This is a genomic window from Streptomyces sp. NPDC043176 (assembly GCF_056436715.1).
Genome location: NZ_JBWKCA010000003.1, coordinates 87,118 through 103,049, shown reverse-complemented (window position 1 = coordinate 103,049; position 15,932 = coordinate 87,118). Strand labels below are relative to the sequence as shown.

The window sequence follows — 15,932 nt, the reverse complement described above, 5'->3', positions numbered from 1 at the left end:
GGGCACGGCACCATGGAACGCCACACCATCGAGCCCCGGCCGGGCTGGCAGCGGACGGTGGAGGAGCAGGGGCTCGTCTACCCCCTGACCCGCCACCCGGACGGATCGCTGCGCCCGTACTGGGACGAGAGCGCGTACTACTCCTTCTCGCTGCCCGAGGTCGAGGCGCTGGAGGAGGTCGTCGAGGAACTGCACGCGATGTGCCTCGCGGCGGCCGCGCACATCGTCGAGAAGGATCGTTTCGCCGAACTCGGGATCACCGACCCGAAGCTGGCGGGCCTGGTCGCCGAGTCCTGGCGCCGCCGCGCCGAACTGCCCTCCCTGTACGGACGGTTCGACCTGCGCTACGACGGCACCGGCCCGGCCAGGATGCTGGAGTACAACGCCGACACCCCCACCTCGCTCGTCGAGGCCGCCAGCCCGCAGTGGTTCTGGATGGAGGAGCGGTTCCCCGGCGCCGACCAGTGGAACTCCCTGCACGAACGGCTCGTCGACGCCTGGAAGCGCCAGGCCCACCTGCTGCCGCCCGGCCCCGTCCACTTCGCCCACTCGGACGGCGACGAGCTCGGCGAGGACCTGATGACGGTCGCGTACCTGCGCGAGACCGCCCAGCAGGCCGGCCTCGACACCGAGGCGCTCTCCGTCGAACGGATCGGCTGGGACCGCCTCTCGCGCCGCTTCGTGGACGACCGGCTGCGCTTCATCCGCAGCTGCTTCAAGCTCTACCCGTGGGAGTGGCTGACCACCGACCGCTTCGGCCGGCACGTCCTCGACACCCTCGACAACGGCGGCGGCACCGGCACCACCTGCTGGATCGAACCCGCCTGGAAGATGCTGCTCTCCAACAAGGCGCTGCTCGCGGTCCTGTGGGAGCTGAACCCGGGTCACCCCAACCTCCTCCCCGCCTACCTCGACGGGCCGCGCGAACTCGCCGCGACCACCGGCTGGGTCGCCAAGCCCCTCCTCGGCCGCGAGGGGGCGGGTGTCACCCTGCACGAGGCCGGCACGGAGCCCTTCGTACGGGACGGGGAGGCCTGCTGCTACCAGGAGCTGGCCCCGCTGCCCGACTTCGACGGCAACCGGGTGGTGCTCGGCGCGTGGGTCGTCGGGGACGAGGCGGCGGGACTCGGGATACGGGAGTCGGCGGGGCTCGTCACCGACGAGTACGCCCGCTTCCTCCCGCACGTCATCCTCTGAGACCAGGCGCCCGTCCCGCCGGCCCCGCCGGCTCCCGAGGCGGAACGGACGCCGTCAGTCCGACAGCACGGCCCGCAACTGCTCCAGACCCCAGTCCAGATCCTCCTTCGAGATCACCAGCGGCGGCGCGATCCGGATCGTCGAACCGTGCGTGTCCTTCACCAGGACCCCGCGCGCCATCAGCTTCTCCGAGATCTCCCGGCCCGTGCCCAGGGACGGCGCGATGTCCACCCCCGCCCACAGGCCGCGCCCGCGCACCGCCTCCACCGCCCCGCCGCCGACGAGCAGCCCCAGCTCGGCGTGGAGGTGCTCGCCCAGCTCCGCCGCCCGCTCCTGGTACTCGCCCGTCCGCAGCATCGCGATCACCTCCAGGGCCACCGCACAGGCCAGCGGGTTCCCGCCGAAGGTCGACCCGTGCTCACCCGGCCGGAACACCCCGAGCACACCGGTGTCGGCGACCACCGCCGACACCGGCACCACACCACCGCCCAGCGCCTTCCCCAGGATGTACACGTCGGGGACCACGCCCTCGTGCTCACACGCGAACGTCCGGCCCGTCCGGCCCAGACCCGACTGGATCTCGTCCGCCATGAACAGCACGTTCCGCCGGCGCGTCAGCTCCCGCACCCCCGCCAGATAGCCGGCCGGCGGCACCAGGACGCCCGCCTCGCCCTGGATCGGTTCGAGCAGCACCGCCACCGTGTTCTCCGTGACGGCCGCGTCCAGGGCCGTCAGGTCCCCGTACGGCACGATCTCGAACCCCGGCGTGTACGGACCGAAGTGGTCCCGCGCCTCGTGGTCCGTGGAGAAGCTGACGATGGTCGTCGTCCGGCCGTGGAAGTTGTTCCCCGCGACCACGATCTTCGCGTGCCCGTCCGGCACGCCCTTCACCTCGTACCCCCACTTCCGGGCGGTCTTCACCGCCGTCTCGACGGCCTCCGCCCCCGTGTTCATCGGCAGCACCGCCTCCTTGCCGCACAGCTCCGCGAGCCGCGTGCAGAACTCGGCGAAGCGGTCGTGGTGGAAGGCCCGGGACGTCAGCGTCACCCGCTCCAGCTGGGCCTTCGCGGCGTCGATCAGACGCCGGTTGCCGTGCCCGAAGTTGAGCGCCGAGTACCCGGCGAGCATGTCGAGGTAGCGGCGGCCCTCGACGTCCGTCATCCAGGCCCCGTCCGCCGAGGCGACGACGACCGGAAGGGGGTGGTAGTTGTGTGCGCTGTGCGCGTCCGCGGCAGCGATCGCGTCTTCTGTCCTCGACACGGGATCTCCGTTCGTCCTGCGGCTCGGGGGTGACCCAGGGGGCTGTGGCCCCTTTCATATCGTCGCTCGGATGCCGGACGGGGAAACCTCGGCGACGGCGCGCCCGCTAGGGTGGAAACACGCACGGCGACTGGCGTACGGGGAAGGGACCCCGGGGGAGCCGTGCGCGGCAGACCACACGAGGCGCCGCCCGCCTGGGCGTCACGGGACCGACGTCCCGCGTGGCGCCGCGCCTCACGCAGTGCCCCGGGACCCGCCGACGCCCGGAGGACACCACCATGACCAGCCCGCAGCAGCACCCCGCCCTCGCCGCCGCCGACCCCGAACTCGCCGCCCTCGTCGGCGCCGAGGAACGGCTGCAGAGCGAGACCCTGCGCCTCATCCCCAGCGAGAACTACGTCTCCGCCGCCGTGCTCGAAGCCTCCGGCACCGTCCTCCAGAACAAGTACAGCGAGGGCTACCCCGGCCGCCGCTACTACGAGGGCCAGCAGAACATCGACCAGGTCGAGAGCCTCGCCGTCGAGCGCGCCAAGTCCCTCTTCGGCGTCGACCACGCCAACGTCCAGCCCTACTCTGGCTCCCCGGCCAACCTCGCCGTCTACCTCGCCTTCGCCGAGCCCGGCGACACCGTCATGGGCATGGCCCTGCCGATGGGCGGCCACCTCACCCACGGCTGGGGCGTCTCCGCCACCGGCAAGTGGTTCCGCGGCGTCCAGTACGGCGTACGCCAGGACACCGGCCTGATCGACTTCGACGAGGTCCGCGAACTGGCCCTCAAGGAGCGCCCGAAGGTCATCTTCTGCGGCGGCACCGCACTGCCCCGCACCATCGACTTCGCCGCCTTCGGCGAGATCGCCCGCGAGGCCGGCGCCGTGCTCGTCGCCGACATCGCCCACATCGCCGGCCTCATCGCGGGCGGTGCGCACCCGTCCCCGGTCGGGCACGTGGACGTCGTCTCCACCACCACCCACAAGACCCTCCGCGGCCCGCGCGGCGCCATGCTCATGTCCCGCGAGGAGCACGCCAAGGCCCTCGACAAGGCCGTCTTCCCCGGCCTCCAGGGCGGCCCCCACAACCAGACCACCGCGGCCATCGCCGTCGCCCTGCACGAGGCGTCCCAGCCCTCCTTCCGCGACTACGCCCACGCCGTGGTCGCCAACGCCAAGGCCCTCGCCGACGCGCTCCTCGCGCGCGGCTTCGACCTGGTCTCCGGCGGCACGGACAACCACCTGATCCTGATGGACCTCACCCCCAAGCAGGTCCCGGGCAAGGTCGCCGCGAAGGCCCTCGACCGGGCCGGGATCGTCGTCAACCACAACACCGTCCCCTACGACTCCCGGAAGCCCTTCGACCCCTCCGGCATCCGCATCGGCACCCCCTCCCTCACCTCCCGCGGCCTCCGCACGGAACACATGGCCCAGGTCGCCGAGTGGATCGACCGCGGCGTCGCCGCCGCCGGCACGGGCGACGAGGACGCCCTCCGCGCCCTCCGCGCCGAGGTCTCCGACCTCATGGCCGCCCACCCGGCCCCGGGCCTCCCGGCCTGACCCCTCCCGGCCTGCCCCCGGCCGGCCCGGCTCGCCTGACCCCGGCCGGCGTGCCCGTCCGCCCGCCCCTGGCCGGCTCGCTCGTCCGCCCGCACCGAGCCGGCCAGGGCCTCCGCGAGCCCGCCGCCACGACCTTGACCCGGTCGGGGCGGCCCCGCCCCTTCGAGCAGGCCCCGCCCCGTCGAGCAGGCCCCGCCGGCGCGATCCCGCCGTCACGGTCCGACCCGGTCGGTCAGCCGACCGACTCCGCCGTGCGGCGGGCCCGCTCCGGGTCCGGTATGCCTTCCAGGCGGAAGGTGAGCGCGCCGCCGTTCGTCGTCCAGAGGAGCGTGGGGCCCGCCGTGCGGACCCGGTGGGTCCAGGCCTCGCCCGTGCCGTCCGTCATGGGGAAGGTCAGCAGGTGCGGGGACGCGAACCAGTAGCCGTGGGCGCCGTCGGGGAGGTCGACCCAGCGCGGCGGCGTGGTGACCTGCTTGGCGAAGCCGATGTCGAGCCGCGCGGGGAACTCGTCGAGCCGGACGGTCCGCTCCCCCTCGCGCCAGCACAGGCTGATCACCGCCCGCCCCCGCTCGGCCGATCCCGTCACCACGGCGGCGTCCGGCGGGCCGAGCACGCCCGGTATCAACGGCTCGAAGCCCGCGAGCCGGGCGGCCTCGGCCGGGGACACCGGATCGGGGCAGCCCGGCACCACGCCGCCGGGCGGGACCCGGTGGCCGTCCGGGTCGTACCGCACGGCGACCCCGCCGAAGCCGAGCCAGTCCGCCACCGCCGCCCGCACCGGAGGCGTCAGCACGAGCACGACCAGCACGCCGGTCAGCCCCGCCACCAGGACCCGCCACCGCCCGCCCGCCCACGCCCGGGCCCGCGCCCACCACCACCGGCCCGACCGGGGCACCGGCTCCGGCTCCGGAGCGGGCACCCGCTCGGCGAGGAGCTGCGCGAGCACCCGCTCGGCCATCGACTCGCCGTCCACGTCCGGCACCCGCAGCCGCCGCCCCAGCTCCCGCAGCTCGTCCGGCAGACCCTCGTCAGCCACGCTCCCCACCTCCCTCCAGGCCTTCCTCCAGCACCCGTCCCAGTTTCTTCAGCGCCCGGCTCAGCCGGGACTTCACCGTCCCCCTCGGCCAGCCGAGGGCCAGCGCCGTCTCCGTCTCGTCCAGCTCCAGGAGATAGCGGTGGACGACCACCAGCCGGTGGTCCTCGGCGAGCCCGTCCAGGGCCTCCCACAGCCGCCGGCTCCCCTCCCGCGCCTCGGCCGCGACCGCGGGGTCCGCCGACTCCGGTATCAGCGGCTCGGCCCCCAGCAGATCCGCCTCCCGGTCGTGGACGGCACGCCGCCGACCCGCCGAGCGCACTGTGTTCCTGGTCTCATTGGCGACGATCCGCAGCAGCCACGGCCGGAACGCCGAGCCCTCCCTGAACCGCCCCAGCGTCCGGTACGCCTTGAAGAACGCCTGCTGCACCACGTCCTCGGCGTCCGGACCCGCGCCGCACGCCACCGCCGCCCTCAGCGCCACCGCCGTGTGCGCGCGGACCAACTCCGCGTACGCCTCCGGCTCTCCGGCGCGCACCCGTGCGATCACCACGGCCTCGTCGTCGACCAGGCCCCCCTCCCGCGTCCTCACACTCTTGATACACCGGTCGACGGGGATCGGTTCCCACACCTGAGAGAATGATGTGCATGGCCTCTGACAGTCCCCGCGTGCTCTCCGGAATCCAGCCCACGGCAGGCTCGTTCCACCTCGGCAACTACCTCGGCGCCGTCCGCCAGTGGGTCGCCCTCCAGGAGTCCCACGACGCCTTCTACATGGTCGTCGACCTGCACGCCATCACGGTTCCGCAGGACCCCGCCGAGCTCCGCGCGAACACCCGGCTCGCCGCCGCCCAGCTGCTCGCGGCCGGCCTCGACCCGGAGCGCTGCACCCTCTTCGTCCAGAGCCACGTCCCCGAGCACGCGCAGCTCGGCTGGGTCATGAACTGCCTCACCGGCTTCGGCGAGGCCTCCCGCATGACCCAGTTCAAGGACAAGTCCGCCAAGCAGGGCGCCGACCGCGCCACCGTCGGCCTCTTCACGTACCCGATCCTCCAGGTCGCGGACATCCTGCTCTACCAGGCCCACGAGGTCCCGGTCGGCGAGGACCAGCGCCAGCACATCGAGCTGACCCGCGACCTCGCGGAGCGCTTCAACGGCCGCTTCGGCGAGACGTTCACGATCCCCAAGCCGTACATCCTCAAGGAGACGGCGAAGATCTACGACCTCCAGGACCCGACGATCAAGATGAGCAAGTCGGCGTCCACGCCGAAGGGCCTCATCAACCTCCTGGACGACCCGAAGACCACCGCGAAGAAGGTCAAGAGCGCGGTCACCGACACCGACACGGTGATCCGCTTCGACCCGGAGAACAAGGCCGGCGTCTCCAACCTGCTCACGATCATGTCCACGCTCACCGCCACGTCCGTCGCGGACCTGGAGAAGAGCTACGAGGGCAGGATGTACGGCGCGCTGAAGACGGATCTGGCCGAGGTCATGGTGGACTTCGTCACGCCGTTCCGGGCCCGCACCCAGGAATACCTGGACGACCCGGAGACGCTGGACTCGGTCCTGGCCAAGGGAGCGGAGAAGGCCCGGGCGGTCGCGGCGGAGACGCTGGCGCAGACGTACGACCGGATGGGCTTCCTGCCCGCCAAGCACTGAGTCCAAGGGCCCTGGCCACAAGGGTGGTGCAGGCCGCACACTGGCGGCTGCACCACCTTGCACACATCGACCGACGACGGAGGAGAACGACGTGGGGACCGTAACGCTCGGCGTTTCGATCGCGGTCCCGGAGCCCTACGGCAGCCTGCTCCAGGAGCGGCGCGCCGGCTTCGGGGACACTGCCGCGTACGGCATTCCCACGCACGTCACCCTCGTCCCGCCGACCGAGGTGGCCGAGGAACGGCTGCCGGCGATCGAGGCGCACCTGGCGGACGTCGCCGCCGGGCACCAGCCCTTCCCGGTGCGCCTGAAGGGCACCGGGACCTTCCGTCCGCTGTCGCCGGTCGTCTTCGTGAAGGTCGAGGAGGGCGCGTCCCCCTGCGACCGGCTCCAGCAGCGGATCCGGGACGAGGCCGGGCCGCTGGTGCGCGAGCTCCACTTCCCGTACCACCCGCACGTCACCGTGGCGCACGGCATCTCCGAGGAGGGGATGGACCGGGCGTTCGAGGAGCTCGCCGGGTACGAGGCGGCCTGGACCTGCCGCTCCTTCGCCCTGTACGAGCAGGGCCCGGACGGCGTGTGGCGCAAGCTGTACGACTACCAGTTCGGCAGTGGCCGGCCGGTCCCCGCGGTCCCCTCGCAGGGCGGCAGCCCGGTCGACACCCCGACCGCCACGCCGGCGGGCTGACCGCACCACCGCGCCACCGCACCACCGCGCCCGTGGGCCCCTGGGCCGACGGCCAAGCCCGCGGGGGCCCGGGCTCACACCGGCAGAAGCCGGAGGAGCCGCCTCGGCGCGTGCCGCACGGCCGCCGTCACCACCCGCAGCGCCCCCGGCACCCACACCGTCTCCGAACGCCGCCGCAGCCCCAGCTCGATGGCGCTCGCGACCGCCTCGGGAGTCGTCGCGAGCGGCCCCGCGGCGCGCCCGGCGGTCATCCTGGAACGGACGAACCCGGGGCGTACGACCATGACGCGCACGCCGGTCCCGTACAGGGCGTCCCCGAGGCCCTGGGCGAACGTGTCGAGCCCCGCCTTCGACGAGCCGTAGATGAAGTCGGCGCGGCGGGCCCGCTCGCCCGCCACCGAGGAGAGCACCACGAGCGAGCCGTGCCCCTGGTCCTGGAGCGCGCCCGCGCACACCAGGCCGGAGGAGACGGCGCCCGTGTAGTTGGTCTGGGCGACCCGGACGGCGGCCACCGGGTCGGACTCGTCGCTCGCCTGGTCGCCGAGGACGCCGAAGGCGAGCAGCACCATGTCGATGTCGCCCTCGGTGAAGATCTTGCCGAGCCGTTCCTCGTGCGACGCGGTGTCGAGCGCGTCGAACGGCACGGTGTGCACCTCGGCCCCGAGCCGGCGCAACGAGTCGGCGGCGGCCGTCAGGGCGGGGGAGGAGCGGCCGGCCAGCCAGACCGTGCGGGTGCGGCGCGCGATCAGCCGGCGGGCGGTGGCGAGCCCGATCTCGGAGGTGCCGCCGAGGACGAGCAGGGACTTCGGGAGGCCGGGGGCGTCCTTCATGGGGGTGCTCCTCGGAGGGCGGGACGACGGGACGGGTCCGGCTGGGGACCGGCCCGGACCGGTCGCGACAACCATGAGGGTGACCGTATAGCCGTATATGTCCGATGAGGCGGTATTGCTTCGGGATGTCGGTCGCGGGTCTGCGCGGCCCGGCGGGGGATTCTCGTACTCCGGTCAACTCACGGAACAAGGGGCACGCGTAGGACATGGACTGGCTCACCAAGCTCCCCGTCATCGGCCCCGTGGTCACCCGTCTCATGCGGACCCACGCATGGCGCTCCTACGAGACCCTCGACGCGGCCCACTGGACCCGGCTCGCCGCCGCGATCACCTTCCTGTCCTTCCTCGCCCTCTTCCCGCTGATCACCGTGGCCGCCGCGGTCGGTGCCGCCCTCCTCACCGACGACCAGCTCGACCGGATCGAGGAGAAGGTCGGCGACCAGGTGCCCGGCATCTCCGACCAGCTCGACATCGGCGGACTCGTCGACAACGCGGGCACCGTCGGGCTCGTCGCCGGCGCCCTCCTGCTGCTCACCGGCATCAGCTGGATCGGCTCCATGCGGGAGTGCCTGCGCGCGGTGTGGGGCCTCGACGACGTCGAGGGCAACCCGATCCTGCTCAAGGGCAAGGACGCGTTGATCCTGGTCGGGCTCGGCGGCGTGGCGCTCGCCTCGCTGGCCGCTTCCTGGCTCGGCTCCACCGCCGTCGGCTGGAGCGCCGACCGGATCGGCATCCCCGGCGACGGGGCGGGCGGCTTCTTCCTCCAGGCGGCGGCCGTCCTCGTCGCCGTCGTCGCCGACTTCCTGATCCTGCTGTACGTCCTGACCCTGCTGCCCGGCGTGGAACCGCCCCGGCGCCGCCTGGTGGTGGCGGCGCTCATGGGCGCGGTCGGCTTCGAGCTGCTCAAGCTGCTGCTCGGCGGCTACATGAAGGGGATCGCGGCGAAGTCGATGTACGGCGCGTTCGGCGTCCCGGTCGCCCTGCTCCTGTGGATCAACTTCACCGCGAAACTCCTGCTGTTCTGCGCGGCCTGGACGGCTACGGGGTCTTCTCCCCGGACTTCTGAGGCTCCCGAGACTCCCCGGACTCCTGAGACTCCTGGGGCTTCCCGGCCTCTTGAGACTCCCCGGACTCCTGAGGCTCCTCGGACTTCCGAGACTTCTCGGACTCCTGAGACTCCTGGGGCTCCTCACTCTTCGGGTCGTCCTGGGACGGGGAGCGACGGCGGAGAGCCGCCGACGCGGCCAGCGGCCAGCGGCGGTTGACGAGGAAGACCGCGGCGGCCAGGAGGAGGAGGACGCCGCCCGCCACGGCGAGCGCGATCCCCACACCGCCGGACCTGCCCGAGGCCGCGGCCTCGGCCGGGGCGTTCTTGCCGGGCGCCGGAGCCGGCGCCGTGCCGTCGTCCGGGGCCGCCGTCTCCGTGCGGGCCGACCGGGGCGGCACCAGCTCGCCCACCGGGGTCACCTTCCCGGACGCGGCGAAGCCCCAGTCGAGCAGCCGGGCGGTCTCCCGGTAGACCGCGTGCTGCTCCTTCGAGGACGGGTTCATGACGGTGACGAGCAGCACCTTGCCGTTCCGCTCGGCGACCCCCGTGAAGGTCGCGCCCGCGTGCGTGGTGTTGCCGTTCTTGACCCCGGCGATGCCCTGGTACGGGGCGACGCCGAGGTCACCGGTGAGGAGCCGGTTGGTGTTCTGGATCTCGAAGGTCTCGCGCTGCTTGCCCGGCTTGGCCTCGCCGGGGAAGGCGGCGCGGGGCGTGGCGGCGTACTCGCGGAAGTCCGGCTTCTGCATGCCGCTGCGGGCGATGAGTGTCAGGTCGTACGCGGAGGAGAGCTGGTTCGGGGCGTCGTAGCCGTCCGGCGAGACCACGTGGGTGTCGAGCGCCTGGAGCTCGGCCGCGCGCTCGTTCATGTCGGTCACGGTCTGGTCGAGCCCGTTGTTCATGCTGGTCAGCACGCGCACGGCGTCGTTGCCCGAGCGGAGGAAGACGCCGAGCCACAGGTCGTGGACGCTGTAGGTCTGCTTCTCCTTGATGCCGACCAGGCTGGAGCCCTCTCCTATCCCGGCCAGGTCCTGGCCGGTGACCAGGTGGTTCTGCGTCCTGGGGAACTTCGGCAGCAGGGTGTCCGCGAAGAGCATCTTGAGGGTGGACGCCGGGGCGAGCGGCCAGTGCGCGTTGTGCGCGGCGAGGACCGCGCCGGTCTCCGCGTCCGCGACGATCCAGGAGCGCCCGGACAGCTCCTTCGGCAGCACCGGGGCGCCGGGGCCGAGCTTCACCTGCGTGCCGGGCTGCCCGAGCAGCGGGCCGCCGAGTTTCGACATGACGGCGGGAGGCTTGGGCTGCTTGTCCTCGTCCGCCCAGGCGGGGGGTGCGCCGGTGACGAGGGGCAGGAGCACGGCAGCAGCGGCGACCGCGCAGGCGGTCCTCTTCGAAGCAGACACGGTCGAGAACGTACAGGTACGGAACAGGGATCCGAACCCCACCGGGCGGTTCGTCCGGGCTCGTCCACCCGGACGCGGGGCCCGGGAGGCGGACGGTGATACTGGGGCCATGAAGCTCAGCCGCCGCGTCTCCTGGTTCCTGCTCGCCTTCGGGGTGTGGAGCTGGTTCATCTGGATCACCTTCGTCAAGAACCTCTGGAAGGACGGGAGCGGCCTCGCCTTCGACGACGCCGGCGATCCGACGGCCTACTTCTGGGTGCACCTGCTGCTCGCCGTCACGTCCTTTGTCCTGGGGACGGTGATCGGGGCGATCGGGTTGCGCGGTGTGCGCGCCGGGCGCCGCGACGCCGGTCACAGCGCCTGACCGCGAAGGAAGAGGGGGTTCGGGTCGTGGTCGTCTTCCTGCTGGTCCTGGTCGTGGTCCTCGCGCTGCTCGGCGCGGTCCACCGGTACGTGTGGCGGCGCCTCGTGCGGGACGTGACGGCGCCGGGGAGCGTCCCCCGCCGCCTCGGCACGGCCGCCCTGGTGGTCCTGCCGCTGCTGTCGCTCGCCGCCCTGGTCTCCGGTCGCGCGGACGCCCCCTTCGCGCTCCAGCGGGCCGTCGCCTGGCCCGGGTTCCTGTGGCTGGCCCTGCTCCTCTACGTGACCCTCGCGCTGGTCGTCGGCGAGGCGGTCCGCCCCGTCCTGCGCGCCTGGCTCGCCCGCCGCGCGGCGGCCGGCGCCCCGGCGGAGCCCGTACCGGCTCCGGCTCCGGCTTCGGTCACGGCTTCGGCTCCCGCCCCGGCCCCGGCTCCCGCTCCCGATCCCGCCCCGGCCCCGGCTCCCGCTCCCGCTCCGGCCCCGGCCCCGGCTCCCGCTCCGGCCCCGGCCCCGGCCCCGGCTCAGGATCCCTCTCCGGTTCCGGCTGCGGCTCCGGATCTCTCTCCGGCTTCCGATCCGACCACCGTTCCCGTCACGACCCCGGCGGAGCCCGCCCCCTCCGACCTCTCCCGCCGGCTGTTCGTCTCGCGGGTCGTCGCCGGCTCGGCGGCCGCCGTCGCGGTCGGGACGGTGGGGTACGGCACGTACGGCGTGCTGCGCGGCCCGAGGCTCAAGCGGGTCACCGTTCCGCTGGCCAAGGTGCCGCGCGCCGCGCACGGCTACCGGATCGCGGTCGTCTCCGACATCCACCTCGGGCCGATCCTGGGCCGCGCGCACACCCAGCGGATCGTGGACACGATCAACTCCGCCCAGCCCGACCTGATCGCGGTCGTCGGCGACCTCGTCGACGGCACCGTCGAGAACCTCGGCACCGCCGCGGAACCGCTCGCCCGGCTCCGTGCCCGCCACGGCTCGTTCTTCGTGACGGGCAACCACGAGTACTTCTCGGGCGCCGACGCCTGGGTCGACCACGTACGCGAACTCGGTCTGCGACCGCTGCGCAACGAGCGCGTGGAGATCGGGGCCGGCTTCGACCTCGCCGGCGTCGACGACGTCGCCGGGGAGAGCGAGGGCCGGGGACCCGACTTCGTGCGGGCGCTCGGCGACCGCGACCGGGCCCGCGCCGCCGTCCTCCTGGCGCACCAGCCGATCGTCGTCCACGACGCCGTGCGCCACGGCGTGGACCTCCAGCTCTCCGGGCACACCCACGGCGGCCAGCTCTGGCCCGGCAACCTCCTCGCCGATCTGGCCAACCCGACCGTCGCCGGGCTCGAACGGTACGGCGACACCCAGCTGTACGTGTCGCGTGGCGCGGGAGCCTGGGGGCCGCCGGTCCGGGTCGGGGCGCCGTCCGACATCACGATCGTCGAACTCGCCTCGAAACAGGCCTAATCGGCATCAGGTCACTCCCTGCTGCGAGGTCGATACGTGCTGCTCATCGACTTAAATTCTCATATCCCGGACATATACCTGTGGTGTGAAAGTTTTCTCTTCCACTTGTGAAAACGGTGTGATGAGATGACGCCATCGCGGCGTGATCGGGGGGTTCGTCGCTTCTGGGGTGGCACCAAATGAAGGAAGCACGGCAAATGCGGTCGACGGTCCGTCTTCGGATCCTCATCACTTGTGGAGTACTGGTGGCGGCCGGAGCGGGGGGCTGGCAACTCCTGCCCTCCGACGACGGCCGGACCGACCCGATCACCGTCGGCACGACCGACGAGGTCACTTCACTGGACCCGGCCGGCGCCTACGACGCCGGCTCCTGGGCCATGTACAGCAACGTCTTCCAGTCGCTGCTGACGTTCAAGCCGGGCTTCAGCGCGCCGGTCCCCGACGCCGCCGAGAGCTGCAAGTTCGTGGGCACCAAGCTCACGACGTACCAGTGCACGCTCCGCGACGACCTCAGCTTCTCCAGCGGTCGCAAGGTGACCGCCGAGGACGTCAAGTACTCCTTCGAGCGCATGCTGCGGATCAAGACGGACGTCGGCCCGCAGCCGCTGTTTCCGACGCTGAAGAGCGTCACGGCCGAGGGGCGCACCGTCACCTTCCGCCTGAGCGGCCGGGACGCGACGTTCCCGCTGAAGGTGGCCACGGGCGCCGGCTCGATCGTCGACAGCAGCCAGTACCCGGCGGGCGGCCTGCGGGCCGGCAACGCGGTCGACGGCTCCGGCCCGTACGTCCTCAAGGAGTACAAGGAGGGCGAGTCCGCCCGCCTGGAGCCCAACCCGAACTACAAGGGCGCCGTCACCAAGGCCGGCGGCCCGGTCCTCGTGAAGTACTTCGGCCAGTCCGCGGAGCTCTCCGCCGCGTGGAAGGCGAAGGAGGTCCAGGTCACGCACCGGCAGCTCCCGCCGGACTACCTGTCGACCCTGGAGACGGGCGACGGGACCCGGGTCACCGAGGCGGAGAGCGCGGAGATCCGCAACATCAACTTCAACGTGCGGCCCGGCTCGCCGATGGCGAACAGGGCGGTGCGGCAGGCCGTCGCCGCCGTCATCGACCGCCCGGCGATCACCACCACCGCCTACAAGGGCACGGTCGAGCCGCTGTACTCCCTCATCCCTCAGGGCTTCGTCGGGCACAGCACCGCGTTCTACGACCTCGACCCGGCGCCCGACGCCAAGAAGGCGAAGCGGCTCCTGCGGGCGGCCGGCATCACCACGCCGGTGAAGTTCACCTTCGGGTTCCGCAAGGACGCCACCTACGCGGCCGAGACCGCCGAGATCAAGAAGCAGCTGGAGGAGACCGGCCTCTTCGAGGTCGAGGTCGTCGAGGCGGACTGGCAGAACTTCCAGAAGGGGTACGCGCGCGGCGCCTACGACGCGTACACCGTCGGCTGGCTCCCCGACTTCCCCGACTCCGACAGCTTCACCGCGCCGCTCGTCGGCACGCAGAACACGCTGCACAACGGCTTCTCCAGCAAGCCGATCGACACGCTGATCTCCTCGACGCAGCAGTACAGCGACCGCTCCCGCGCCACCACGGACTTCCGGGAGATCCAGAGCCTGGTCGCCGGCGACGTCCCGCTGATCCCGCTGTGGCAGAAGAAGGACTACGTCCTCTCCACAGAGGCCGTCGCCGGCTCCCAGTACCTCACGGACGGCACCGGCATCTGGCGCCTGTGGGAACTCGCCTGGATCTGAGCCCGCTCGGGCCCGTCCGCGGGACGGGCCCCAGGGGGTGTCGTGCCGATCAGGCCGGCGGCTTCGCGGCGGCCCGCCCGGGCATGCCCGAGGCCGCCATTCCCGCTGCCGTGGGCATGAAGTCGGAGAGCAGCTCGTGCGTCTCCTTGACCAGCGGGCGCAGGATGCGGAAGCGGGAGAGCGAGATCGCGCGGGCGGTGACCGGCGCGAGGCGCTCCACCAGGCGCCGGCTGTTCGCCGCGCCCTCCGAGCGGTCGTACACCCAGAACAGCACCAGGCCCATCTGCTGGAGCCACAGCAACTGCGGGAGCGCCTCCTTCAGTTCGGGGTCGACCTTCACCGAGGCGCCGGCGATGACCCGCCGGTGCACCTCGATCGCGGCCTCGCGCGGGCCCTCGGACTCGGGCGAGAACGGACTGAGCGGGCTGTCCGGGTCGGCGGCGTTCTTGAAGAACTGGGACGCGAACTCGTGGTACGGCTCCGCGATGTCGAGCCAGCCGAGGTAGACCCCGCGGATCCGCGCCGTGAGGTCCTTCTCGGCGCCGGTCAGGATGGGCTCGACGGCCGCCTGGTGCTCCTCGGCGATCCGGTCGTAGAAGCCCTGGACGAGGTGCTCCTTGGACGAGAAGTAGTAGTACGCGTTGCCGACGGAGACCCCGGCCTCCTGGGCGATGGCCCGCATCGTCGTCTTGTCGTAACCGCGCTCCCTGAACAGCCGGAGCGCGGTCTCGAGGATGAGCGTGCGGGTCTGCTCGCTCTTGGGGGCCTTCTTGTCGTCGGCCTTCTTCTCTTCGTTCACGTCCTTCACGGAGCCGAGCCTAGCCGGGCGTACCGGGCACTTCGCAGGGCCCGTCCGCGCAGGACGGCCCCTTCAGGGCGGCGCGCCACTTCGCGGCCGCCAGGACCGTCCCCCGCGCGAAGGGCCGGCCGGCGGGGGTGGCCAGCCAGTGGGCCATGGCCCGGTGGTCGGCGAGCGCCCAGAGGCAGACGATCCAGGCGGCGGTGTCCCGGTAGACCTGGCCCCGGTCCCCGACGACGGTGATCTCCCGCAGGGTGGCGGCGTGGTCGAGGTCCGGGAAGCGGTGCGCCGCCTCCTGCGACCCGGCGGGTACGAGGTCGAGCGGGACGAGCTGCCGCTGCCGCAGCAGCCAGTGCCTGAGGTGCACGCAGAGCGGGCAGTCGGCGTCGTACAGGACGGTCAGGTGTCCGACGGGGGTCGTCGGCGCGGTCGGGGTCGGCACGGTTCCCGCTCAGCGCTGGGGCGCCGGCGGGGCCCAGGGGCCGCCCTTGGGGGTCGCGGTCCAGCCCTGCGGGTGGACCGGGGGCACCTGTTCGCGCTCCATGACTCCGCGTCGGCGGATCTTGTTGAGCACGTACACGTTCCCGAGGTGCATGACGCCGAGGACGAGGAGGACGACTCCGAGCTTGACGGAGAGGGCCTCGAAGAGCGCCCGGGCGTCGAGGACGGCGTCGTCCTGGCCGAGATAGAGGGCGACGAAGCCGAAGTTGACGAGGTAGAAGCCGACCACCAGGAGGTGGTTGACCGCGTCGGCGAGCTTCTCGTTGCCGCGCAGGACGTCCGCGAGGAAGACCTTCCCGTTGCGGCTCAGCGTCCGCGCGACCCAGATCGTGAGGGCCACGCTGATCAGCAGATAGGTGATGTACGCGACGACAGTGAGGTCCATGCCCCACCCTCCCTTGAACACG

The 15,932-nt window shown here is 72.3% G+C and carries 15 protein-coding genes, 1 pseudogene and 1 riboswitch; of the genes and pseudogenes, 8 read left to right on the top strand and 8 right to left on the bottom strand.

Annotated elements, in window-relative coordinates:
• Positions 1–12: 12 nt before the first annotated feature.
• The gene (locus tag AC067A_RS05430; protein ID WP_478614875.1) at positions 13–1,197 is read left to right on the top strand and encodes a glutathionylspermidine synthase family protein; all 1,185 of its coding nucleotides are present in this window, start codon (positions 13–15) and stop codon (positions 1,195–1,197) included.
• Positions 1,198–1,251: 54 nt separating this feature from the next.
• On the opposite strand, the gene rocD is transcribed toward AC067A_RS05430, so the two are convergent.
• The gene (gene rocD / locus AC067A_RS05425) at positions 1,252–2,457 is read right to left on the bottom strand and encodes an ornithine--oxo-acid transaminase (protein ID WP_478614872.1); all 1,206 of its coding nucleotides are present in this window, start codon (positions 2,455–2,457) and stop codon (positions 1,252–1,254) included.
• Positions 2,458–2,573: 116 nt separating this feature from the next.
• A riboswitch (ZMP/ZTP riboswitch) is annotated at positions 2,574–2,664 on the top strand.
• A 71-nt stretch (positions 2,665–2,735) separates the two neighbouring features.
• Between rocD and AC067A_RS05420 the strand changes: the two genes are divergently transcribed.
• Positions 2,736–4,004, top strand: coding sequence for a serine hydroxymethyltransferase (locus tag AC067A_RS05420; RefSeq protein WP_478614869.1), 1,269 nt, complete (start codon positions 2,736–2,738; stop codon positions 4,002–4,004).
• 232 nt (positions 4,005–4,236) lie between these two features.
• Here the strand turns inward: AC067A_RS05420 and AC067A_RS05415 are convergent, their stop codons facing one another.
• Both AC067A_RS05415 and AC067A_RS05410 read right to left on the bottom strand, forming a co-directional pair.
• Complete coding sequence (locus tag AC067A_RS05415; protein WP_478614866.1) at positions 4,237–5,040, bottom strand: hypothetical protein; 804 nt, start codon at positions 5,038–5,040, stop codon at positions 4,237–4,239.
• Positions 5,033–5,629 (bottom strand): RNA polymerase sigma factor, encoded by a 597-nt coding sequence (locus tag AC067A_RS05410; protein WP_478614863.1) that lies wholly within the window; start codon positions 5,627–5,629, stop codon positions 5,033–5,035. The genes AC067A_RS05415 and AC067A_RS05410 overlap by 8 nt, the downstream gene beginning before the upstream one ends.
• Positions 5,630–5,685: 56 nt before the next feature.
• Here AC067A_RS05410 and trpS point away from each other — a divergent pair, with 56 nt between their 5' ends.
• Together trpS and AC067A_RS05400 are read left to right on the top strand one after the other, a co-directional pair.
• Positions 5,686–6,699, top strand: coding sequence for a tryptophan--tRNA ligase (gene trpS / locus AC067A_RS05405; protein ID WP_478614860.1), 1,014 nt, complete (start codon positions 5,686–5,688; stop codon positions 6,697–6,699).
• A gap of 91 nt (positions 6,700–6,790) precedes the next feature.
• Entirely contained in the window at positions 6,791–7,387 is a 597-nt protein-coding gene (locus AC067A_RS05400; RefSeq protein WP_478614857.1) for a 2'-5' RNA ligase family protein, read from the top strand.
• Positions 7,388–7,461: 74 nt separating this feature from the next.
• On the opposite strand, the gene AC067A_RS05395 is transcribed toward AC067A_RS05400, so the two are convergent.
• Positions 7,462–8,217 (bottom strand): decaprenylphospho-beta-D-erythro-pentofuranosid-2-ulose 2-reductase, encoded by a 756-nt coding sequence (locus AC067A_RS05395; protein WP_478614855.1) that lies wholly within the window; start codon positions 8,215–8,217, stop codon positions 7,462–7,464.
• Positions 8,218–8,423: 206 nt separating this feature from the next.
• On the opposite strand from AC067A_RS05395, the gene AC067A_RS05390 reads away from it, so the two are divergent.
• The gene (locus AC067A_RS05390; protein ID WP_478614852.1) at positions 8,424–9,482 is read left to right on the top strand and encodes a YihY/virulence factor BrkB family protein; all 1,059 of its coding nucleotides are present in this window, start codon (positions 8,424–8,426) and stop codon (positions 9,480–9,482) included.
• A 289-nt stretch (positions 9,483–9,771) separates the two neighbouring features.
• On the opposite strand, the pseudogene AC067A_RS05385 reads toward AC067A_RS05390, so the two are convergent.
• Positions 9,772–10,542, bottom strand: a pseudogene (locus tag AC067A_RS05385) (D-alanyl-D-alanine carboxypeptidase family protein); the annotation flags it as partial.
• Between the two features lie 229 nt (positions 10,543–10,771).
• Here AC067A_RS05385 and AC067A_RS05380 point away from each other — a divergent pair.
• The 3 genes from AC067A_RS05380 to AC067A_RS05370 all read left to right on the top strand — a co-directional run bounded on the left by AC067A_RS05380 (position 10,772) and on the right by AC067A_RS05370 (position 14,225).
• The gene (locus AC067A_RS05380) at positions 10,772–11,026 is read left to right on the top strand and encodes an SCO4848 family membrane protein (protein ID WP_478614849.1); all 255 of its coding nucleotides are present in this window, start codon (positions 10,772–10,774) and stop codon (positions 11,024–11,026) included.
• A gap of 26 nt (positions 11,027–11,052) precedes the next feature.
• A complete protein-coding gene (locus AC067A_RS05375) occupies positions 11,053–12,474 on the top strand; it encodes a metallophosphoesterase (RefSeq protein WP_478614846.1) in 1,422 nt (473 codons plus the stop codon).
• Between the two features lie 197 nt (positions 12,475–12,671).
• The gene (locus tag AC067A_RS05370) at positions 12,672–14,225 is read left to right on the top strand and encodes an ABC transporter substrate-binding protein (RefSeq protein WP_478614843.1); all 1,554 of its coding nucleotides are present in this window, start codon (positions 12,672–12,674) and stop codon (positions 14,223–14,225) included.
• 49 nt (positions 14,226–14,274) lie between these two features.
• Here the strand turns inward: AC067A_RS05370 and AC067A_RS05365 are convergent, their stop codons facing one another.
• The 3 genes from AC067A_RS05365 to AC067A_RS05355 are packed head-to-tail and all read right to left on the bottom strand — an operon-like array spanning position 14,275 to position 15,910.
• Positions 14,275–15,033 carry a TetR/AcrR family transcriptional regulator gene (locus AC067A_RS05365; protein WP_478614840.1) on the bottom strand — a complete coding sequence of 253 codons (759 nt, stop codon included), beginning with the start codon at positions 15,031–15,033 and terminating at the stop codon, positions 14,275–14,277.
• Positions 15,034–15,043: 10 nt separating this feature from the next.
• Positions 15,044–15,466: a thiol-disulfide oxidoreductase DCC family protein gene (locus tag AC067A_RS05360; RefSeq protein ID WP_478614837.1), complete on the bottom strand. Its 423-nt coding sequence runs from the start codon at positions 15,464–15,466 to the stop codon at positions 15,044–15,046.
• Between the two features lie 9 nt (positions 15,467–15,475).
• Complete coding sequence (locus AC067A_RS05355) at positions 15,476–15,910, bottom strand: hypothetical protein (protein WP_478614835.1); 435 nt, start codon at positions 15,908–15,910, stop codon at positions 15,476–15,478.
• Between the last annotated feature and the right edge of the window lie 22 nt (positions 15,911–15,932).